At 51.5% G+C, this 19,939-nt stretch carries 17 protein-coding genes; 11 read left to right on the top strand and 6 right to left on the bottom strand.

Annotated elements, in window-relative coordinates; genetic code table 11:
• Window positions 1–7: 7 nt before the first annotated feature.
• The 3 genes from secD to can form a co-directional block, all read right to left on the bottom strand.
• Window positions 8–1,786 (bottom strand): protein translocase subunit SecD, encoded by a 1,779-nt coding sequence (gene secD / locus HLG76_RS10400; protein WP_175993612.1) that lies wholly within the window; start codon window positions 1,784–1,786, stop codon window positions 8–10.
• Window positions 1,787–1,892: 106 nt separating this feature from the next.
• Window positions 1,893–2,300 carry a hypothetical protein gene (locus HLG76_RS10395; protein WP_175993611.1) on the bottom strand — a complete coding sequence of 136 codons (408 nt, stop codon included), beginning with the start codon at window positions 2,298–2,300 and terminating at the stop codon, window positions 1,893–1,895.
• Between the two features lie 57 nt (window positions 2,301–2,357).
• Window positions 2,358–3,032 (bottom strand): carbonate dehydratase, encoded by a 675-nt coding sequence (gene can / locus HLG76_RS10390; protein ID WP_077459835.1) that lies wholly within the window; start codon window positions 3,030–3,032, stop codon window positions 2,358–2,360.
• Between the two features lie 212 nt (window positions 3,033–3,244).
• Here can and HLG76_RS10385 point away from each other — a divergent pair, with 212 nt between their 5' ends.
• The 3 genes from HLG76_RS10385 (at window position 3,245) to HLG76_RS10375 (ending at window position 6,799) form a co-directional block, all read left to right on the top strand.
• A complete protein-coding gene (locus HLG76_RS10385) occupies window positions 3,245–4,903 on the top strand; it encodes a SulP family inorganic anion transporter (RefSeq protein WP_175993610.1) in 1,659 nt (552 codons plus the stop codon).
• Between the two features lie 205 nt (window positions 4,904–5,108).
• Window positions 5,109–6,032: an ABC transporter ATP-binding protein gene (locus HLG76_RS10380; protein WP_021024189.1), complete on the top strand. Its 924-nt coding sequence runs from the start codon at window positions 5,109–5,111 to the stop codon at window positions 6,030–6,032.
• Complete coding sequence (locus tag HLG76_RS10375; RefSeq protein ID WP_021024190.1) at window positions 6,029–6,799, top strand: ABC transporter permease; 771 nt, start codon at window positions 6,029–6,031, stop codon at window positions 6,797–6,799. Before HLG76_RS10380 ends, HLG76_RS10375 begins: the two co-directional genes overlap by 4 nt.
• Before the next feature lie 84 nt (window positions 6,800–6,883).
• Here HLG76_RS10375 and mrcB read toward each other — a convergent pair whose 3' ends face one another.
• On the bottom strand, window positions 6,884–9,226 hold the full coding sequence (mrcB, locus tag HLG76_RS10370) for a penicillin-binding protein 1B (RefSeq protein ID WP_077676619.1): 2,343 nt from the start codon (window positions 9,224–9,226) through the stop codon (window positions 6,884–6,886).
• 8 nt (window positions 9,227–9,234) lie between these two features.
• Window positions 9,235–11,688: an ATP-dependent helicase HrpB gene (gene hrpB / locus HLG76_RS10365; RefSeq protein WP_077678571.1), complete on the bottom strand. Its 2,454-nt coding sequence runs from the start codon at window positions 11,686–11,688 to the stop codon at window positions 9,235–9,237.
• 65 nt (window positions 11,689–11,753) lie between these two features.
• Between hrpB and thpR the strand changes: the two genes are divergently transcribed.
• The 8 genes from thpR to panC all read left to right on the top strand — a co-directional run bounded on the left by thpR (window position 11,754) and on the right by panC (window position 18,402).
• Window positions 11,754–12,305, top strand: coding sequence for an RNA 2',3'-cyclic phosphodiesterase (gene thpR / locus HLG76_RS10360; RefSeq protein ID WP_077678572.1), 552 nt, complete (start codon window positions 11,754–11,756; stop codon window positions 12,303–12,305).
• Window positions 12,306–12,324: 19 nt separating this feature from the next.
• Complete coding sequence (gene sfsA, locus HLG76_RS10355; RefSeq protein ID WP_077678573.1) at window positions 12,325–13,047, top strand: DNA/RNA nuclease SfsA; 723 nt, start codon at window positions 12,325–12,327, stop codon at window positions 13,045–13,047.
• A 123-nt stretch (window positions 13,048–13,170) separates the two neighbouring features.
• Complete coding sequence (gene dksA, locus HLG76_RS10350) at window positions 13,171–13,620, top strand: RNA polymerase-binding protein DksA (protein ID WP_021024195.1); 450 nt, start codon at window positions 13,171–13,173, stop codon at window positions 13,618–13,620.
• A gap of 197 nt (window positions 13,621–13,817) precedes the next feature.
• Window positions 13,818–14,702 carry a tRNA glutamyl-Q(34) synthetase GluQRS gene (gene gluQRS, locus HLG76_RS10345; protein WP_077678574.1) on the top strand — a complete coding sequence of 295 codons (885 nt, stop codon included), beginning with the start codon at window positions 13,818–13,820 and terminating at the stop codon, window positions 14,700–14,702.
• A 79-nt stretch (window positions 14,703–14,781) separates the two neighbouring features.
• Window positions 14,782–16,179 carry a polynucleotide adenylyltransferase PcnB gene (gene pcnB, locus HLG76_RS10340; protein WP_077576185.1) on the top strand — a complete coding sequence of 466 codons (1,398 nt, stop codon included), beginning with the start codon at window positions 14,782–14,784 and terminating at the stop codon, window positions 16,177–16,179.
• Entirely contained in the window at window positions 16,176–16,667 is a 492-nt protein-coding gene (folK, locus tag HLG76_RS10335; RefSeq protein WP_077459828.1) for a 2-amino-4-hydroxy-6-hydroxymethyldihydropteridine diphosphokinase, read from the top strand. Before pcnB ends, folK begins: the two co-directional genes overlap by 4 nt.
• 35 nt (window positions 16,668–16,702) lie before the next feature.
• On the top strand, window positions 16,703–17,497 hold the full coding sequence (panB, locus tag HLG76_RS10330) for a 3-methyl-2-oxobutanoate hydroxymethyltransferase (RefSeq protein ID WP_021024199.1): 795 nt from the start codon (window positions 16,703–16,705) through the stop codon (window positions 17,495–17,497).
• Between the two features lie 11 nt (window positions 17,498–17,508).
• Window positions 17,509–18,402: a pantoate--beta-alanine ligase gene (gene panC / locus HLG76_RS10325; protein ID WP_077773689.1), complete on the top strand. Its 894-nt coding sequence runs from the start codon at window positions 17,509–17,511 to the stop codon at window positions 18,400–18,402.
• On the opposite strand, the gene HLG76_RS10320 is transcribed toward panC, so the two are convergent.
• Window positions 18,399–19,658 carry an HD-GYP domain-containing protein gene (locus HLG76_RS10320; RefSeq protein ID WP_077669140.1) on the bottom strand — a complete coding sequence of 420 codons (1,260 nt, stop codon included), beginning with the start codon at window positions 19,656–19,658 and terminating at the stop codon, window positions 18,399–18,401. The two genes, panC and HLG76_RS10320, sit on opposite strands and share 4 nt — an antisense overlap.
• Window positions 19,659–19,939 lie beyond the last annotated feature (281 nt).

Below are 19,939 nucleotides of genomic sequence, written 5' to 3'. Positions count from 1 at the left end.
TCATTCCTTAAATGGTCACCGCGCGGCGGCGATCACGCCCCCAAATCGGATTGATGATGGCTCGGGTGCCAATAATGCCGGTTATCATGCTGGCGCACAGCCCCAGAATCAGAGTGGTGGCAAACCCTTGTAAGGGGCCAGAGCCGACGGCGTACAAACAGGCCGCAGAAATCAAGGTGGTGATATTGGCGTCAAAAATTGTGCTAAACGCCGCGCGATAGCCGGTATCAATGGCATTGGCTAGGCTTGCGCCCGCTCGCAAGCGATCGCGAATACGCTCAAAGATAAGCACATTGGTATCGACCGCCATGCCTACCGTGAGTACAAGGCCCGCGATGCCTGGCAACGTCAGCACAGCACCGGGCAGTAGCGCGAGAAGACCGACTTGCATCATGAGGTTGGCAGTAAGCGACACAATCGCCACCCAGCCAAAACGGCGATACCAAAGCACCATAAAGATAGCCATGCCGATCATGCCGACAGCCAGTGCGGAAAAGCCTGCTTTAATATTCTCAGCACCTAAGGTGGGACCAATCGCGCGCTCTTCGACGATTTTAATGGGGGCGGTTAATGCGCCGGCACGCAATAGCATCGAGAGGTTACGCGCTTCTTCTGGGCTCGATAGCCCCGTGATCCGAAAGCGATCACTGAGCGCACTTTGGATGGTCGCTACGTTGATCACGCGCTCGTGAGCCACCAGATCGCCCTGCGCATTGGTTTGGTACTCGCGATAAATGGTCGCCATTGGATCGCCCAAGTGCCGACGAGTAAACGCAAGCATGGTCTCGCCACCTTGTTTATCCAGGCGAATGTCGACTTGAGGACGCCGCATCTCATCGACACTGGTGCGCGCATCAATAATATGTTCACCGCCTAAAATGGCGTGGCGCGCGAGCGGGACGGCATTGTGCTGCGCATCGTATAGTGGTTTAGGGCTGGTAGGATCGAGGGCATAGAATGCGAGTGAGGCGGTGGCACCAATCACGCTTTTGGCTTGCTTAGGATCATGCACGCCAGGTAGTTCGATACGAATATAGTCTTTGCCTTGACGCTGCACACTGGCTTCGGCCACGCCTAACGCGTCGATACGCTTGCGCAGAATATCGATATTCTGACGTACGGCTTGATGACGCATGGCCTCACGCTCGGTATCTGTCATTTGCCAGCGATGGGTGGCACTGCTAAAGCGCCATTGCGGATAATGCTCAGTAAACCAACCGCTCACTTTGGTACGATCAGCGGCATTTAACATCGGCAATTGCACCGTGGTTTTATCCTGCTGGTTGAGGCTCGCGGTCGGCGGCAAGCGCTGACTGTCTAACCAAAGATTGAGGCTTTGGAGCAAGGCGTCTGCTTGATGGGTCAGTGCTTGGTCGGTGTCGACCCACAGTAATAATTGGACGCCACCGCGCAGATCTAGCCCTAGCTTAACCGGCTCGGCGCCTAGGCGTGATAGCCACGCGGGCGCTGCGGATAAATAATCGAGAGTGATCTCCGCATCGGCACCTAGGGCGCCTTTTAATTGCTGTTGTACGTTCTGTTGCTGGCTAATATCGGGCGTGATTAAGGTGACATTCCCTTGCGAGTCATAACGTACCTCACTGACGGCCTCTGGATGGGCGTTTAGCCAGCCTTGCAGCGCGTGGTGAGAGTGATGAGACACGCTCACTACAGGATGATCGCCAAAAAAGCTCGGTAATGCCTGCATGGAGAGTACGATTAGCATCAGCACCAATACAGCATAGTGCCACAACGCATACCGATTAACGGGAGTTGCTTTATTCATTTTTTCTCCTTGGCTGTGCATCGTGCACAGCAAACCTCACATCGAGTGTGAACTCGATGTCGCTACTGGGGGATTAAGGCGCACAGGCCTTCAGGAAAGCGAACGATTAACGCGAATGAATAAAGCGATATTGCAGATTGTGTTCTCGCCAGCCTCCGAGGCGGGGGAACGAAAATGCAAGATATTGGCGGGAGAGATACACCCCAAGCACGCACAAAAAGGCGATGAGGTGCCAAGCAAGGCTAACGTGCGTGGGAGGAAAAAGGGTGGCTAAATGTGGCGGTTGGGGATCCTCATCCAATAAAGGGGCTGGCAGTGCAACGCTGGCTCTTGCGGTCGACAGTAGGGCCGGTGTGTGTTGCAGCGCATGAATTTGCTGATTTGGCTGCCACGGTGAAACATGAGATTTCGCCACGGCATTAGCGATCACCGCAAACAGCATCAGGCTCGCCATCAGCCACAAGAGGAGCAGAGAGCGATGCGTAGCGTGGGATGAAGACGTGATCGGAGTCATGGTCGTGTTGTACGACGATTCACCACCGCGCACAAGCATTATAGCGTCAGCATTGTGTCAATTTTCATAGAGAGGATGTGTGGCGGCGCCGGGGACCAAATGGCTCATCGCCGCTTGATAGTGTATCTCTAACGATTCACGGCTGTTCGCTGTCATACCGAGATCGCGTAAGATCCCGTCAGTAGTGTCGTAAAACCAGCCATGGATATTGACATCTTGGCCTCGTTCCCAGGCGGCGCGTAAAATGGTGGAGTTGCCTAAATGATAAACCTGCTCAGCGACATTGATTTCACATAAACGATTACCACGCGCTTGGGGCGGCAATTGGCTCAGATAGCTTTTATGCTTAAGGTAAAGGTCGCGAATATGTAATAGCCAATTATTGATAAGACCCAGCTCGGGATTTTCAATCGCGGCATGCACCCCGCCACATCCGTAATGACCACAGACAATAATATGCTTGATTTGCAGCACATCAACGGCATATTGCACTACCGACAAGCAGTTTAAATCCGTGTGGATCACTTGGTTGGCGACATTGCGATGCACAAACAGCTCGCCAGAGTCTAATCCTGTTAGTCGCTCAGCAGGCACACGGCTATCGGCACAACCAATCCACAAATATTCCGGATGCTGCTCTTTCGCTAGGTCGGCAAAAAACTGGGGATCCGTATCACGAATGTCTTTTGACCAGGCTTTATTGTTGGCAAATAACGCTTTTATCTGGGCCATGCTCACTCAGTCTGTTGGCAAAGTTATCAATCGTCACTATACCGCACTCTTGAGGTGTGAAATATACTGAGATCAATATTCACATTTTTTTACATCGGTCGCGTCCAGCGGATCACGCTGTGACGCTTTCAACCACTGCTCGGATAGGTTAATACGAGAAAATTCGTATACTGTTCGCTCTATCATAATCTTAACGGCAGTCGAGGTAGTGCGTGTTTGATAAAGGACGATTTGCGCAGTTGTCATTAAAGGGGGATTTATTCGGCGGGGTGACCACCGCGATTATCTCATTACCACTGGCGCTCGCCTTTGGTGTTGCCTCCGGTGCTGGCGCTGAGGCCGGGTTATGGGGAGCGATTTTGGTGGGGCTGTTCGCGTCGCTATTTGGTGGCTCTTCGACGCTGATATCAGAGCCCACGGGGCCGATGACAGTCATTATGACCGCGGTACTCACCGCCATGATGTCGCGTTATCCCGAAGGTGGCCTTGCCATGGGCTTTACTGTGGTGATGATGGCGGGCGCGTTTCAAGTGCTGATTGGCAGTTTGCGGCTGGGCAAATACGTAACCTTGATGCCGTATAGCGTGGTGTCCGGTTTTATGTCGGGGATTGGCGTGATCTTGATTTTGCTCCAACTCGCGCCATTATTAGGGCAAGCGGCACCGTCCGGCGGCGTCTTAGGCACCCTGACAGCGATACCGGATTTAGTGATCAATGCCGATATTAAAGAAGTTTTTCTTGGTGCGCTCACCTTGGGTATTTTGTTTTACTTTCCGGCCAAATATCGTCGTTTTATCCCAGCTCAGCTTGTCGCCTTAGTCAGTATTACCTTGGTGTCGGTACTGCTTTTTGATGCCGAGAGCATCCGCCGTATTGGTGAGATCCCGACCGGTTTACCCTCGCTAGTAGTGCCTCATATCACCGCAGAGCATTTTACCACCATGGTCATTGATGCTTTGGTGCTGGGGACGTTAGGATGCATAGACACCTTACTGACCGCAGTGATTGCCGACTCGCTGACTCGCCAAGAACATAATTCCGACCGTGAATTGCGCGGCCAGGGCGTCGCCAATATGATTGCAGGCCTGTTTGGCGCACTGCCGGGGGCCGGTGCTACCATGGGCACTGTGGTCAATGTGCAAGTCGGGGCGCGTTCACCGTTATCGGGGATATTCCGTGCCGCTATTTTAGCCGCAGTCGTGTTAGTGGCGGGGGCATTAACGGCGCCGATCCCAATGGCTGTGCTAGCCGGTATTGCGCTTTATGTCGGTTTTAATATTCTCGATTGGAGCTTTCTACATCGCGCGCACAAAATCAGCTTGCAGCAAACCGGTATCATGTACGGTGTGATGGCGTTGACTGTATTTGTTGATCTGATTGTCGCGGTGGGCCTGGGTGTCTTTATTGCTAACTTACTGGTGATCGAGCGATTAAGTCGCGAGCAGGCAAAACAGGTACGGGCCATCAGTGATGCGGAAGACGATGAGGTGCCGTTAAATGATGAAGAGCGTTCGCTTTTAGATGCCAGTAATGGCCACGTACTCTTTTTCTACTTGTCTGGCCCGATGATTTTCAGTGTCTCAAAGGCCATTGCCCGTCAGCACGCTCATATCCGTGAGTTTCGGGTGATGATCCTCGACTTAAGTGATGTGCCTATGCTGGACATGACGGTAGGGCTGGCATTGGAAAACGCAATCAAAGATGCGCGTGAAGCGAATTGCACGGTATTTTTACTTTGCCCGCATGATGAAACGCGAGAGCAACTTCAGCGCCTGCATATTGGCGATTGGGTGCGTGACGCGCACATCTTCGCTTCGCGTAAGCCTGCACTCGAAGCGGCCAATCGATTAGTCGAAGTCATGCCTGCGTAAGCGTATCGACTGCCAAAGCGTATTTATTCTCAACGCGCATTTATTTCCAAAAGGCAAAGTCGCGATAGCATGGATCGTGGTTAATCGCCGCCCTCGGTGCGATTAACCCTTTTTTTGTGGCGGTGTTTCTCAGACCAATACCGGTTACCATAGCAACATTGATGCGTCAGACAGCATGATGCTGATTTTATCTTAACGGGAGCTTATGAAAGCAATTGAAATCAAGGATCTCGTCAAAACGTACGGGTCCAATGTGAAGGCATTGAAAGGCGTATCGCTCTCGGTCGAGGAGGGCGATTTTTATGCGCTACTCGGGCCAAATGGCGCGGGGAAATCCACGACTATTGGCATACTGAGTTCGCTGGTCAATAAAACCCAAGGGCAGGTCAGTATTTTTGGCTATGACTTAGACACCCAAAAGGTGGAGGCGAAAAAGCAAATTGGTCTGGTGCCACAAGAGTTCAACTTTAATCAGTTTGAGAAAGTGCAGCAGATTGTGGTGAACCAAGCTGGCTACTATGGGGTGCCGCGAGCGCAAGCCAAAGAGCGTGCGAAGAAATATCTCTCACAACTGGATTTGTGGGACAAGCGCCATGAGCCCGCGCGTAATTTATCGGGTGGAATGAAACGGCGGTTGATGATAGCCCGTGCCTTGATGCACGAGCCGCGTTTGCTGATTCTGGACGAGCCAACCGCAGGCGTCGATATTGAGCTGCGCCGTTCTATGTGGGACTTTTTAAGCCAGATTAATCGTCAAGGGATCACCATTATTCTCACCACCCATTATCTGGAAGAAGCCGAAACCCTGTGCCGTAATATTGGCATTATCAATCGGGGGCAGCTGGTCGAAGATACCTCGATGAAGGCGTTGTTATCGAAGTTAGATGCTGAGACCTTTATTCTCGACCTCCAACCTGGGCATCAGCTCAATGCGCTTGAGGGCGTGAACTGGCAGACCACTGACACCAATACCTTGGAGGTGGAAGTCAGCAAGTCAATGGGATTAACCCCGGTCTTTGAGCAGTTGTCACAACAGGGAGTGCAAGTATTATCCATGCGTAATAAGGCCAACCGTTTAGAAGAGTTGTTTGTCACCTTAATTCAGAAAAATGGGGAGGAGCACGCATGAATGCCTTGTATTGGATTGCATTTCGTACCCTCATTCACAAAGAAGTGGCGCGTTTTACTCGGATCTGGGTGCAAACCTTGGTCCCGCCCGCGATTACCATGAGCTTGTACTTTGTCATTTTCGGTAATTTGATTGGGTCGCGTATCGGCCAGATGGAAGGCTTCAGTTACATGGAGTATATCGTTCCTGGCTTAATCATGATGTCAGTGATCACTAACTCCTACTCCAATGTGGCGTCTTCTTTTTTTAGTGCCAAGTTTCAGCATAATATCGAGGAGCTGTTAGTCGCGCCTATCCCTAACTATGTGATTATTGCCGGTTATATTGGCGGAGGCATGTGCCGTGGCTTAGCGGTGGGGGCTTTAGTGACGATGACGTCCTTGTTCTTCGTGGATTTGCAAATCGCGCATCCATTTATCGTGGTCACCACGGTGACGCTGACCTCTGCCGTGTTTGCGTTAGGTGGCCTGATTAACGCCATTTTTGCCAAAACGTTTGACGATATCAGCCTGATCCCGACCTTTATACTGACCCCGCTAACGTATCTCGGTGGCGTGTTTTATTCGCTGTCGCTGTTGCCTGAGTTTTGGCAAGGGGTGTCTAAGCTGAACCCTATCGTGTATATGGTTAACGCGTTTCGCTATGGCTTTTTAGGGGTATCCGATGTGGGGATCATGACATCATTTGGGGTGCTGTTACTGTTTATTATCGGCTTATACGCGCTGGCTTGGCGCTTGATTTCTAAAGGCACCGGCTTGCGTAGCTAAATACCACACCGCCCCAGTCAGTATGGCTGGGGCGTTTTTTTGCTCGCTGTTTGGTATACAAACGCGTATCGAGTGGACAAGGTGTCAATTAAATAAACCTTTAAGCCAACCGACGGGATCCGGCTGGCGACATCGCTTGGCAAACTGGCCATTTATGTCCCATACGGGGAGCGACGTCTCACCGCGACAATTTAGCGCGTATTGGCTACCTTGTTGGCTGACCGCCACGGTGGTGATGTCGGCAGGCCAAGGGAGTGCCAAGGGTGTCGCGCCTCGACGGTTTAAATAATCATCATAAACACGTAAAGCACCAGAGGCCCCGGTGAGCCCTGTCGATTGATTATCATCGCGGCCCAACCACACCGTGGTAACTTCTTTGTCGTCGATACCGACGAACCAGCTATCACGGTTATCATCTGTTGTCCCCGTTTTGCCTGCGAGTGCTGCATGGCGATGACGTTGCTGTAAGAAACGCCCAGTTCCCTGTTTCACCACCTGCTTCATCGCATACAAGGTCAGCCAACCGGCTTGCTCAGGCACAACACGTTCCGCTTTGGGCCAGTTTTGATACAAACCTTGACCTTCTTTGGTAGTAACGGCCCTCAGAGCCGTTAATGGGGCCCTTTGCCCTGCATTGCCCAGTGTTTGGTAGACTTGAGTGACCTCAAATGGACTCATGCTAAATGCCCCCAGAAGCAGAGAGGGAACGCGTGGAATGGTGTCAGTTTTTGCCCCCAATTGACCAAAGGTGTTAACCACACTTTCTAACCCCAGTTGCATGCCGAGGTTGACCGTTGGCACGTTATAGGATTTTGCCAAGGCGGTCAGTAACGACACGGTGCCGCGGTATTGGCGATCATAGTTGCGAGGTTGCCAACTGCTCCCTTGACTGCCTTCTAAACGAATGGGCTTATCGTCAATATTACTGGTGAGCTGAAAGCGTTCAGGCTGATTTAATGCAGTCAAATAAACCGCAGGTTTGGCGAGTGAACCGATAGCGCGTTTCGCATTTAAGGCACGGTTAAAGCCTGCAAAGCCCGGGCGAGCGCCACCCACCATGGCACGGACCTCGCCACTTCGTCTGTCTGCGATCACGGCGGCGGCTTCTAGTTGATTTCCTGCGCGATGTTTAAGCGCCTTCACCTTCTCGGTCACCGCACGCTCAATCGCTTGCTGTGACACAGGATCAAGGGTGGTGAAAATACGTAACCCAGCGCCAGCGGCATATTTATCACCGACTTTATGACGGATTTCTTCTTTGAGTTGATCAAAGTAAGCCGGTTGAGGACGCGATAGGGTAGGCGTTTTTTGAATATCAAGCGGACGGCTGGCTGCCGCTTGGTAATCGGCGCTTGACAGTCGATTTTGCTCTAGCATCAGTCGTAGCACCAGATCGCGACGACTTTTCGCGCGTTCAGGGTGGCGGAACGGGTTGTAGTAGGAAGGCCCTTTTACCATCCCCACGAGCAGCGCCAGTTGGTCTACCCGTAACTCGCTAATTGGACGTCCAAAATAGAGTCGCGCGCCTAACGGAAAACCATGTACGGGTTCGCCGCGATTTTGTCCCAGATAGACTTCGTTAAAGTAGGCTTCTAACAGTTTATCCTTGCTGTAGCGAAAATCGAGGATCAATGCCATGTAGGCTTCTTGCGCTTTTCGCCACAAGGTGCGATCGCGGGTGAGAAAGAGGTTTTTAGCCAGCTGTTGCGTTAAGGTAGAGCCGCCTTGTACGGTACGACCGGCGCGAATGTTAGCCACGAGTGCGCGTAAGATCCCCGTGGGTGAAACGCCTTCATGGTGATAAAAATCTCGATCTTCTGTGGTGAGTAACGCCTCGACTAAAAACTCTGGGAAACGCTCTCGGGGTAAAAATAGGCGTTGCTCATTGATGCCAGACTCCATCATGCCCAGTAATTTCGGCTCGATGCGTAAAAGCCCTAGCGATTGGTTAGCGTTAACGTCAGTAATCTGGTTGACTTGATTATCGCCAAAGCTCAGCATCGCATGTCGTGCGGGCGCCGGGCCATCTTCAAAATCAAACGGACGACGAATGATTTCAAGCCGTGTTTGTGAGGCCGAATACTCACCAGGGCGCTTCGGCGTGCGTACTTTTTGGTAATTCAGTGCATCCAATTGCTGACGCAGTTGAAGGAGTGATACATCGCTACCTGGTGAGAGGTTAATCACTCGGCCATATACCACGCCCGGAAGCTGCCAAATTTGGCCGCTACTAAAACGGTCTTGTATCTTACCATCCAGATAAATACCGAGCATGACAACGGCAGCGATCCCCACCAGGCTGCACTTCAATCCGAAGCTTAACAAGCGTTTGCTCCAGCTCGGTTTAGCGGCGGCTTTGTTCGGCTGACGCTTCGGTGATGAACGTTTTTTATTGCTCGCGTGTGAACGTGTTTTTTTATCGGCCATACAATCGATTAACTCTGGTTAAAACGGCGTTTGGTTTGACGAGTTGGCGCATGGTTAGCCGGATCATCTGGCCAAAGGTGCTTAGGGTAGCGCCCTTTCATTTCCTTTTGCACCTCTTTATAACTCCCTTGCCAAAAGCCGGCGAGATCTTGGGTAATTTGTAATGGACGTCCGGCGGGTGAGAGCAGCTCAACTTGCACGGCAACGTGGCCGTTGGCGAGCATTGGAGTTTGTGCCTGTCCATACATTTCTTGCATTTTCACGGCCAGTACCGGTGCACTGTCCGGGGTATAACGCAGTGGATAACGCGACCCGGTTGGCACTGTTATATGTGTGGGCAGTGCCGCATTTAATTGCTTGGTCACCGCAAAGCCGAACCAGGCTTCCAACACGGGTTTGAGATCCAATTGCTGGAGCGCTTGCCAGCGTGACATGTCATGAATAAAAGGGGCCAGCCAGGTATCGAGCGAAGCGAGTAAGTCTGCATCGCTGAGTGACGGCAGCGCAATATCCAATCCCCATGCTTGGGCGCAGCGTGCACGCGTCAGCAAGGACTGGCTGGCGCTTTGCCAATTCAATGCATCAATGCCTTTTTGGCGAACGGCATCCAATAGCCCTTGCGTTTGCTGCTCGGCACTCAGCGTGTCGAGCGGTTCGCAAGCGAGGACTAATTCGCCCAAACATTGCTGCTTTTCTGCTTTCAGCGTGCCACGTTTATCATCCCATGCGACCACATCGCGATGGCTAAATAAATCGGGACGCGCATCTTGAAGCGCAGTCAGTGAGATAGCAATCGCACTATAGGCCCGACTGTCCCCCTGATCACCGGCCATTACATCACAGATGACGATGGCGTCGGCGCGGCTGAGTGGGTCTTGGCTGTCCAAGATGACGCCGTGGCCATTGGCCATCATAAAGCGGCCCGATTTTCCGCGTGCCAGTGCGATTCTATCTGGCCAAATGTTAGCGGCCAGTAGCGGCAGCAGGGTATCATCGAACTGAGGTTGCAAGGCAATGCCAACACTACGGGCTAGTGACTGTGCGCGGTGCTGATAGTCTTTGTAGGACATCGCTACGCGCAATTGGTCGATAAGTGCCAGTGAGGCCCGCGAGGTCATGGGTTTTTCGGCCCACGCCGCCAGCCAGCACGCGGTGGATAGCGTCGAGGTATCGGCTTTTTCAACGCGTGCCAACATGGCGGCAGTACGAGGGCTGGCTGCCAAGTGGCTTGCGCGTTGCCCCAAGGTGGTTAATCCGTGGCGTGCATCAATCAGCCCTAATTGTGTCAGTCTTAGACAGGCGGCTTGCCAATGTTTGGTGGGCGGTACGTCAAGCCAATGTAAATCTTTGACGTCGCAGCCCCACTGGATCACATTGAGGGCAAGATCGGTTAAATCTTCACGCAAAATAGGTGCAGTCGGTGCAACTGGTAAGCGCTGAAATTGCTCTTCACTATAAAGCCGTAAGCAGTGTCCATGTGCGAGGCGACCTGCGCGGCCCGCTCGTTGGATCGCAGCACTGCGCGTGACTTGTCTTGTCACCAGCTTATCAAGACCTGTTTGCGCTTGATGCATGATCATGCGCTCAAGCCCCGCATCAATCACCAGCTGGATCCCTTCAATGGTTAAGCTGGTCTCAGCAATGTTGGTGGTGAGTACTAACTTGCGCATGCCAGCCGGTGCGGGATAAATAGCCGCTTGCTGGGCTGAAATATCAAGGCTGCCGTGGAGTAAGTGGAGATCCATGTCATTAGCAAGGCGCCCTTTAATGGCCTCATGAACCTGTCGAATTGCGCTCATACCGGGAAGAAAAAGCAGTGCCGAGCCGCTGTGCTGAGCCATAAAATCCAAGCTCGCACTGGCAACAGCACTTGCCCACGATGTGTGCCGTGAAAGCGGGTGATATTGATAATGAATCGGGAAACTGCGCCCCTCAGTGGCGAGTGTGAGTGCGTTGGGCAAATACTGACATAAGGCTTGATTATCTAAGGTGGCGGACATGACGACCAAGCGCAGATCGTCACGTAATCCTGCTTGGCAATCTAAGCTTAATGCGAGGGCAAGATCAGCATGTAAACTGCGTTCGTGAAACTCGTCGAATAAAATCAGGTTCACACCGTCGAGCATGGGGTCAGTTTGCAGTAAGCGGGTCATCACCCCCTCGGTCACGACTTCTAATCGTGTGTTAGCACTGACTTTTGTCTCGCCACGCATTCTTAACCCGACCGTTTGGCCGATAGGCTCATTCAAATGATGGGCGAGGAAGCGGGCAATATTGCGCGCCGCAAGCCGACGCGGCTCCAGCAACACGATTTTTCCCTCTCGCGTTGTCTGCTCAAGCAGCGCGAGTGGCAAGCGTGTTGACTTCCCGGCCCCCGGTGGCGCGGAGACGATGATCTGTGGATGCGTTGATAGCCCGGCGATAAGGTCAGGAATCACGGTATCAATCGGAAGCTGAGACAAGAATTTGCCCTTTGTGTCAGAATCAAAGCCGCTATTTTAACGGACTGAGTGTAAAAGGAGAGCCCATGCGACTATTTTTCGCATTAGGTTTGGACGAGAAAACCAATCAAGCCGCTCGGGAGCAACTTGTTCGCTACAACCATCATCTTTGTGGTGAGGCGCGCGCGGTGCCCGATCAGAACTTACATCTCACCTTGGCGTTTTTGGGTGAGGTCCCTGATACTAAGCTCCCTGCGCTCCAAACCGCGGCAAGTAACCTGGCTCTGCCTGCGTTTTCTCTCACTACCTCAGATGTTGAAGTATGGGAGCAGCCGAAAATTGCGTGTGTGACGTTCAACCAACCCCCGCCGGAATTGTTTGATCTAGCCCATCACTTACAAACCTTGCCTGTTTGGCACGCTAAAGCGGACAGTCATGCGTTTACTCCGCATATTACCTTGCGTCGTGGCGTTAAGCATCAACAAGCCTTACACCTGCCACCTTTGCCAACACAGATATTTGCCTGTCAACGCTTTGGCTTATATGCTTCGTCTTCCTCCGCGTCGGATGAATCGATACCGCGAGACAATGAGGGGCGGGCGTTATACCAATGCCTGCATCAATTCAGCCTTTGTTAATCATCAGCAGGAACGGCAGATGCAGTTTTCCCCACCACTAGCGTCGGCAACCTTAGTACGTCGTTATAAACGGTTTTTGACCGATGTGACCTTAGACAATGGCGAGCGCCTGACCATCCATTGTGCCAATACTGGCGCAATGACCGGGTGTGCAACGCCCGGAGATACTGTGTGGTACTCGACGTCAAATAATCCGAAGCGTAAGTATCCACACAGTTGGGAGCTCAATCATACTCAGCAGGGAGATTGGATTTGCGTGAACACCACGCGTGCCAATACCTTGGCCGTTGAAGCGGTGCAAGCTGACCGTATTCCTGAACTAGCCGGTTATGCACAATTACAGACAGAAGTACGCTATGGCAGCGAAAATAGCCGTATTGATTTGCTGTTACGTGACGATGACAAATCCGACTGCTATATAGAAGTGAAGAGTGTCACTTTATTAGAGGGTGATGGTTGGGGCGCATTCCCTGATGCTGTATCGACGCGAGGACAAAAACACCTCCGTGAGCTTATTGCGATGGTCGAACAAGGACACCGCGCGGTTTTATTGTTTGTTGTTTTGCACTCGGGGATTGAAAAAGTCACAGGAGCCCCCCATATCGACCCGGATTATAACCAGCTGCTCAATCATGCGCTGGCCTCGGGGGTTGAAGTCATTTGCTATCAAGCTCAGGTGTCAGCGAGTGAGCTAAATCTGGTTAATTCCGTACCTTTTGTTGCTCACACAACAAAAGTGTAAGCATGTTCACATTGGGCGTTGCGGGGCGTAAATCAAAGATTGCCACCCTAAAGGCTTTCTGCTATAGATAGCGCCCTCATTTGACAGACACGTGTCATGTCAAGGTTTTTTAGGAGAAGCTGAATGCCAGAAAGCAAAGAAAAGAAATCGCTGGGCATCCTGGCCTTAGCTGGATTAGAGCCATACCAGGAGAAACCTGGAGAGGAATATATGGGCGAGCCACAGCTCGAGCATTTCCGTAAAATCCTCAATGCATGGCGTAATCAGCTCAGGGAAGAAGTCGACCGCACCATGAATCATATGAAAGATGAGGCGGCAAATTTCCCCGATCCTGTCGATCGTGCAGCGCAGGAAGAGGAATTTAACCTAGAGTTACGTAACCGAGATCGTGAGCGTAAGCTGATCAAGAAAATTGATAAGACACTCCAGCGTATCGAAGACGATGATTTTGGCTTTTGCGACTCATGTGGCATCGAGATTGGCGTTCGTCGCTTAGAAGCGCGTCCAACCGCCGAGCTATGTATTGATTGTAAAACACTCGCTGAGCTGAAAGAAAAGCAAATGGCGGGATAATCATCACTGAGGGAGTCGCGCGCAAAAATATCGCGGGCGGCTATCATCCCACAAAATAGTAATCACCCCATAAAACAAAAGGGAGCTTCGGCTCCCTTTTTGTGTTTGTAGACGCTTGTGTTCATGCAAGATCCCCGTACAATTTGCGCTATTCATTATCCGCCCATGGCGCTGAGACCCGAGTTCATTCGTTTATCATGACATCGCACGCTGCTTATATCGGTCGTTTTGCGCCGTCGCCATCAGGACCTTTACACTTTGGCTCATTGGTGGCTGCGCTGGGCTCTTATTTAGATGCTCGTGCCCATCATGGCCGATGGCTGGTACGGATTGAAGATATCGATCCGCCACGAGAAAAGCCGGGCGCGGCCAGTGAGATTCTGCGCACGCTTGAGGCGTACGGCCTATATTGGGATGGTGCGGTTCGTTATCAAAGCCAGCATCTAGGTGACTATCAGGCGCAAATTGATGCTTGGCTCGCGTCAGGGCGCGCGTATTATTGCACGTGTACACGGCGTCAAATTAAACAGGCAGGTGGCGTCTATCCAGGTTGGTGCCGAGATAAAAACAAAGCGGCTGAACACGCTGCGGTGAGGCTAAAAAGTCCGGTTGAAGTGTTAGCGTTTAACGATCGACTGCATGGTTCGTTGCCTCTTGATCAGCAATTGGCTAACGAAGACTTTATCATTAAGCGCCGAGATGGGCTCTATGCGTATAATCTTGCCGTCGTGTTAGACGATATTGACCAAGGGGTCACAGACATTGTCCGAGGGGCGGATTTAATTGTTCCAACGGGACGCCATATTGGATTATATCGTCTGTTAGGCGCGCGACTGCCGTACTACCTGCACCTCCCGTTGGCATTAAATGCGGAGGGGCAAAAACTATCGAAACAAAATCGTGCGCCAGCTATTGATAATCAAGCCCCGCTGCCTGCGTTACGTGCAGCGATGCGGTTTCTTGGTTTACACGCAGTCGCAGAGGAAAAGGTGGCAACGCCTACTGAATTACTAAATCTTGCGGTCAATACGTGGTCGTTGACGCACTTACCCAAACAAACGGAAGTGACGACAGCATTCTAAAATGGCCCACCCTGATATATTATATGCCGCTGTTTCATGGCCCGAACAATCAAATATGAGGTGAGCTATCTTTAATCGAGTGACCAGCTTTTGCCGTAAGGTTCTGAATCGTGATGGTAAAACACGAGCAATTGAGGATCTTAAGTTGGAAGTTATCCCCCGCAAAGCACACGGCATTTCGCGCAAAGGTATCAGCGAAAATGCGCTGAAAGTGCTCTATCGCCTGCATAAAGCGGGCTATGAAGCGTACCTCGTTGGCGGAGGGGTGCGCGATCTGCTATTGGATCGCGAACCCAAAGACTTTGATATCGCCACCAATGCCACACCGGATGAGGTGCGAAAGTTATTCCGTAATTGTCGTCTGATTGGCCGCCGTTTTCGCCTTGCCCATATTTTGTTTGGACGAGATGTGATTGAAGTGGCAACCTTTCGAGGTCATCACGGTAAAAGCGAGCCAGACAAAAAAGACAAGCAAACAGCACGTTCTGAAGACGGTATGCTGCTGCGCGATAATGTCTACGGCACCATTGATGAAGATGCGCAGCGCCGCGACTTCACCATTAATGGACTGTATTACAACATTGCTGACTTCTCTATTCGTGATTATGCCGGTGGACTGGACGATCTAAACAATCGCATTGTTCGCCTGATCGGGGACCCAGAAACGCGCTATCGAGAAGATCCGGTACGTATGCTTCGAGCCGTGCGTTTTGCGGTGAAGCTGGACATGACCATTAATGATGCAACCGCGGCACCGATGGTTGAGTTGGCGCCCTTATTACAAGACATTCCCGCGGCACGTATGTTTGAAGAAAGCTTAAAGCTGCTGCAAGCGGGGCAGGGGCTTGCAACCTACCAAATGCTGCGTGAGTACAACTTATTTCAGCAGCTTTTCCCTGCGGTCGCGGCCCACTTTACTGAAGCGCAAACCAGTCAAACTGAACAAATGCTTGAGCAGGTGTTACGTTCAACGGATAAACGCGTTGCTAACGATCAGCGCATCAATCCCGCTTTCTTATTTGCGGCGATGCTTTGGTATCCCTTGGTGACACGTGCTGAAGAAATGGCGTTTGAAAGTGGTTTAAGTTACTACGATGCTTTTATGGTAGCGGCGAGTGATATTGTTGACGAACAAGTAAAAACCGTTGCCATCCCTCGCCGTTTTACCGCGATGGTGCGAGAAGTCTGGCAATTACAAATGCGCATGACCCGTCGTACGGGAGCGCGCGCATTCAAAACGTTGGAAGAGAAAAAATTCCGCGCGGCGTTTGATTTGCTAGAAATGCGCGGTGCGGTAGAAGGTGATGACACGGAAGCATTGTGTGCGTGGTGGCGAGACTTTCAACGCGCCGATCAGGGTGGGCGTCAAAAAATGGTGCGTGCGATCAATAAGGTTAGCAACACGCGCTCTCCTAAATCACGCCGTCGTAAAGGGCCGCCGCGTCGGCGCAAACCGCAGTCGAACTCAGACGCATGAACCGAGTGTATATAGCGATTGGCAGCAACCTAGGTGAGCCGATAAAAAAAGCACAACAGGCGATTGCGGCACTAAAAACACTGCCGCAAAGTTCTTGGGTGGCCGTGTCTTCTCTTTATACCAGTCGGCCAATGGGGCCAGCGGATCAGCCTGATTATGTCAATGCAGTGGCTGCGCTGGACACCTACCTTGACCCTCTGACACTATTGGATGCCACGCAAGCGATTGAGCTTGATTATGGCAGGGAACGCAAAGCAGAACGTTGGGGCCCAAGAACCTTAGATCTCGACATTTTGCTTTATGGTGACCGTGTTATCGAGCATCCACGACTGACGGTGCCACATTACGGCATGAAAGTACGTGAGTTCGTGCTTTATCCACTTGCCGACATCGCCCCCGACTTGTGCTTGCCGGATGGCAGTACGCTCGCCGCGTGCCTGACGCGCGTGGATCGTAACGGTTTAACCCGTATCTGCGATCACGCTTAATCGGTGGGCCCCAGTTTCAGGCTTTGGGAGACACAATGAAAAAAATCACAATTACTGATCTGATCACATGGAAGCAACAAGGACAAAAGTTTGCATCCCTTACCGCCTATGATGCGAGCTTTGCTCAGCTGTTCGAGCAACAGGATGTCCCTGTTTTGCTGGTGGGCGACTCCTTAGGTATGGTGCTACAAGGGAAAAGCGATACCTTATCCGTATCCGTTGCCGATTTGGCCTATCATACGCGTTGCGTGCGTGCAGGCAGCCCGAATAGCTTGTTAATGGCCGATATGCCATTTATGAGCTGTACAACCCCCGAGCAGGCGTGTACGAATGCCGCTGAATTGATGAAAGCGGGCGCCAACATGGTCAAAATTGAGGGCGGTGCCTGGTTAGCACCAACCGTAAAAATGTTGACTGAACGTGCGGTGCCGGTTTGCGCGCACCTGGGCCTGACACCGCAATCGGTGAATATCTTCGGCGGCTTTCGCGTGCAAGGGCGTGACGATGAAAAAGCCGAACAGATGGTGGCCGACGCCGTTGCACTAGAGCAGGCAGGTGCACAAATCATCCTACTTGAGTGCGTACCAGCGTCACTCGCCAAGCGGATTACCGACACCGTCTCGGTACCTGTCATCGGTATTGGAGCCGGCAGTGACACCGATGGTCAGATTTTGGTCATGCACGATATGCTTGGCGTATCGGCTAACTATATGCCCAAATTCTCGAAAAACTATTTGGCAGAAACAGGTGATGCCCGCGAAGCGGTGGCCAAGTACGTGCAAGAAGTGGCGAGCGGCGAATTTCCCGGTCCCGCCCACACGTTTAAATAGAGAGACCGAGTATGCAGATAATTTCTGAGGTTGCGCCACTGCGCGATCACGTCGGCCAGTGGCAAAAAGCGGCCAAGCGTATTGCGTTTGTGCCCACCATGGGAAACTTACATCAAGGCCACTTAACCTTAGTCCGCAAAGCCCGAGAGCAGGGAGATGTGGTGGTGGTTAGTATATTTGTTAATCCCATGCAATTTGATCGCGCTGACGATCTGGCTAACTACCCGCGCACCTTGGATGATGACTTAACCAAGTTGCGTGAAGAAGGCGTCGATCTTGTCTTTACGCCAAGCGCGGATACCCTCTATCCTCACGGCCTTGAGGCACATACAGCGGTTGAGGTACCAAAACTCTCATCCATGCTAGAGGGCGCGTCTCGTCCGGGCCATTTTCGTGGTGTCGCGACCGTGGTGACTAAGTTATTCAACCTCGTGCAGCCTAATGTAGCGTGTTTTGGGGAAAAAGATTTCCAGCAGCTTGCTGTCATCCGCAAAATGGTTACAGATATGGCGATGCCGATTGATATTATTGGTGTGCCAACCGTGCGTGAAAGCGATGGCTTAGCCATGAGCTCTCGCAATAACAATTTAACCGTGGATGAGCGCCAGCGTGCCCCTGTGCTCGCAAAAACGATGCGTTGGATGAGTGCGCAAATGCGTAATGGACGGCGTGATCTGGATGATCTGATTGAGGATGCGCACGATCAGCTGCGTGCTGCGGGTCTTCAGCCCGACGAGTTCTACATCCGCGATTCTGACTCGCTAGGGACGATCACTGATAATAGCCGCCAAGCGGTTATTTTGGTGGCGGCCTACCTCGGTACCACACGCTTGATTGATAACTTCATGGTCGATTTACAGCGTGCGACGGAAAAAGCGGACAAGACAGAGACCGCGAATCACTAACTGTCTGCATCCATAAAGTACGAAATACGTGTCCTTGGTTTTAAGTACGCTTTCACCTCCTCAGGGAGTTTAGAGATAGGCACGGCCGTGTCTATCTCTAGTTCACTATCACGCATGTCAATAATGGTCGCTTGATCCGACGGAATGTCGGGATCATAAATCATCACATTTGGTTTGAGCAGTGCGGTGCTGTTAACCGAAATAATAATACCGACTTCCTCATTAGAGAGTTTAACCACTGTACCGGGTGGGTAGACGCCCATCATCTTGACGAATAACGCTAGCAGACGCGGGTTAAACTTCGCTTTATTCTCTTTAAACAAGTGAGACAAAGCCGCAAAGGGCATACGAGCTGGCGCACCAAACTGTGGGCGGCATAAGCGATCGAAAAAGTTAACCATGCCAACAATCTGCGCAGGCTCCTCAATCTCATCACCATTCAGACCTTTTGGAAACCCACTACCATCGGCAAATTCATGATGTTGAGCAATGATAGCCTCGACTTCGGGCGTGCATTCGTCCATGTCTGCTACTAATTCCGCGCCATAGTTCACGTGCTGACGGTAGTAGTTCATTTCAGGGTCGGTTAAACGCTCTTTTTTACGGACAATCGCAGAGGGGACTTTTTTGGTCCCAATGTCATGCAATATCGCGCCTGTCATGAGGGAGCGAATCTGATCGTTGTTATAGCCATGACTGCGTGCCACCATTAAAGCTAAGACGGCAACGTTTAGCGAGTGCGCATACATATCTTCCGCCAATGTCGGATCATCCATCAGATGCAAGGTGACATTCGATTCACTGCCAAATAGCATCATGCTATCAACCAGCATACGAACATCCTCGTTGGCTGCCTGAGGGCGGTTTGAGGCTTTCATATTGATAGCACGTAGTTGTGCCATTGAACGCTGATAGTGTTTCTGTACTTTTTGGATCCGAGCATGAAAGCGACGCTGTTCTTCTATGCGCTGTTGTTTTTCTCGCTCCATTGCCTCTTTGTCTCGGCTGACCGCGTTTGGGTCAATTTCATCTGGATTTTCTTTTTTTTCTGCCAGCGCAGGCAAGGGCACGGCGGTACTTTTATCTGGATAGTAATAAACAAAGCTCGTGGGTAGAGAGCGTATCAGCTTAGCTTGGGCGTCACTCTCGATTTGAAAGCGGTTGAGCATAAAAGGGTGCTCACGCCATTTTAAGGGGAGTTTGATATAAAGACCGGCTTGAAGTCTGTCTGTAGACAGTTTGATGCTAGCTGACATGTGGATACGGCACTCGTTCCATGAGATGAGAAATCATGAGAAGAAAGAATTAGCACATAGATTAGCATAAAAAAAGCCCCACTCGAGAGAGTAGGGCTATTTCTAATATGGTGCCCGGAGGCGGAATAGATCGCGGCCTGCAAGGTGCGGCCTGCAAGGTCACCGGCACGGGTGTCGGTGTACGTATAAAAAAAGCCCCACTCGAGAGAGTAGGGCTATTTCTAAAATATGGTGCCCGGAGGCGGAATCGAACCACCGACACGGGGATTTTCAATCCCCTG

This window comes from Salinivibrio sp. EAGSL (genome assembly GCF_013366455.1).
GTDB classification, from domain to species: Bacteria; Pseudomonadota; Gammaproteobacteria; order Enterobacterales; family Vibrionaceae; genus Salinivibrio; species Salinivibrio costicola.
This window is presented reverse-complemented; position numbering and strand designations above follow the sequence as displayed.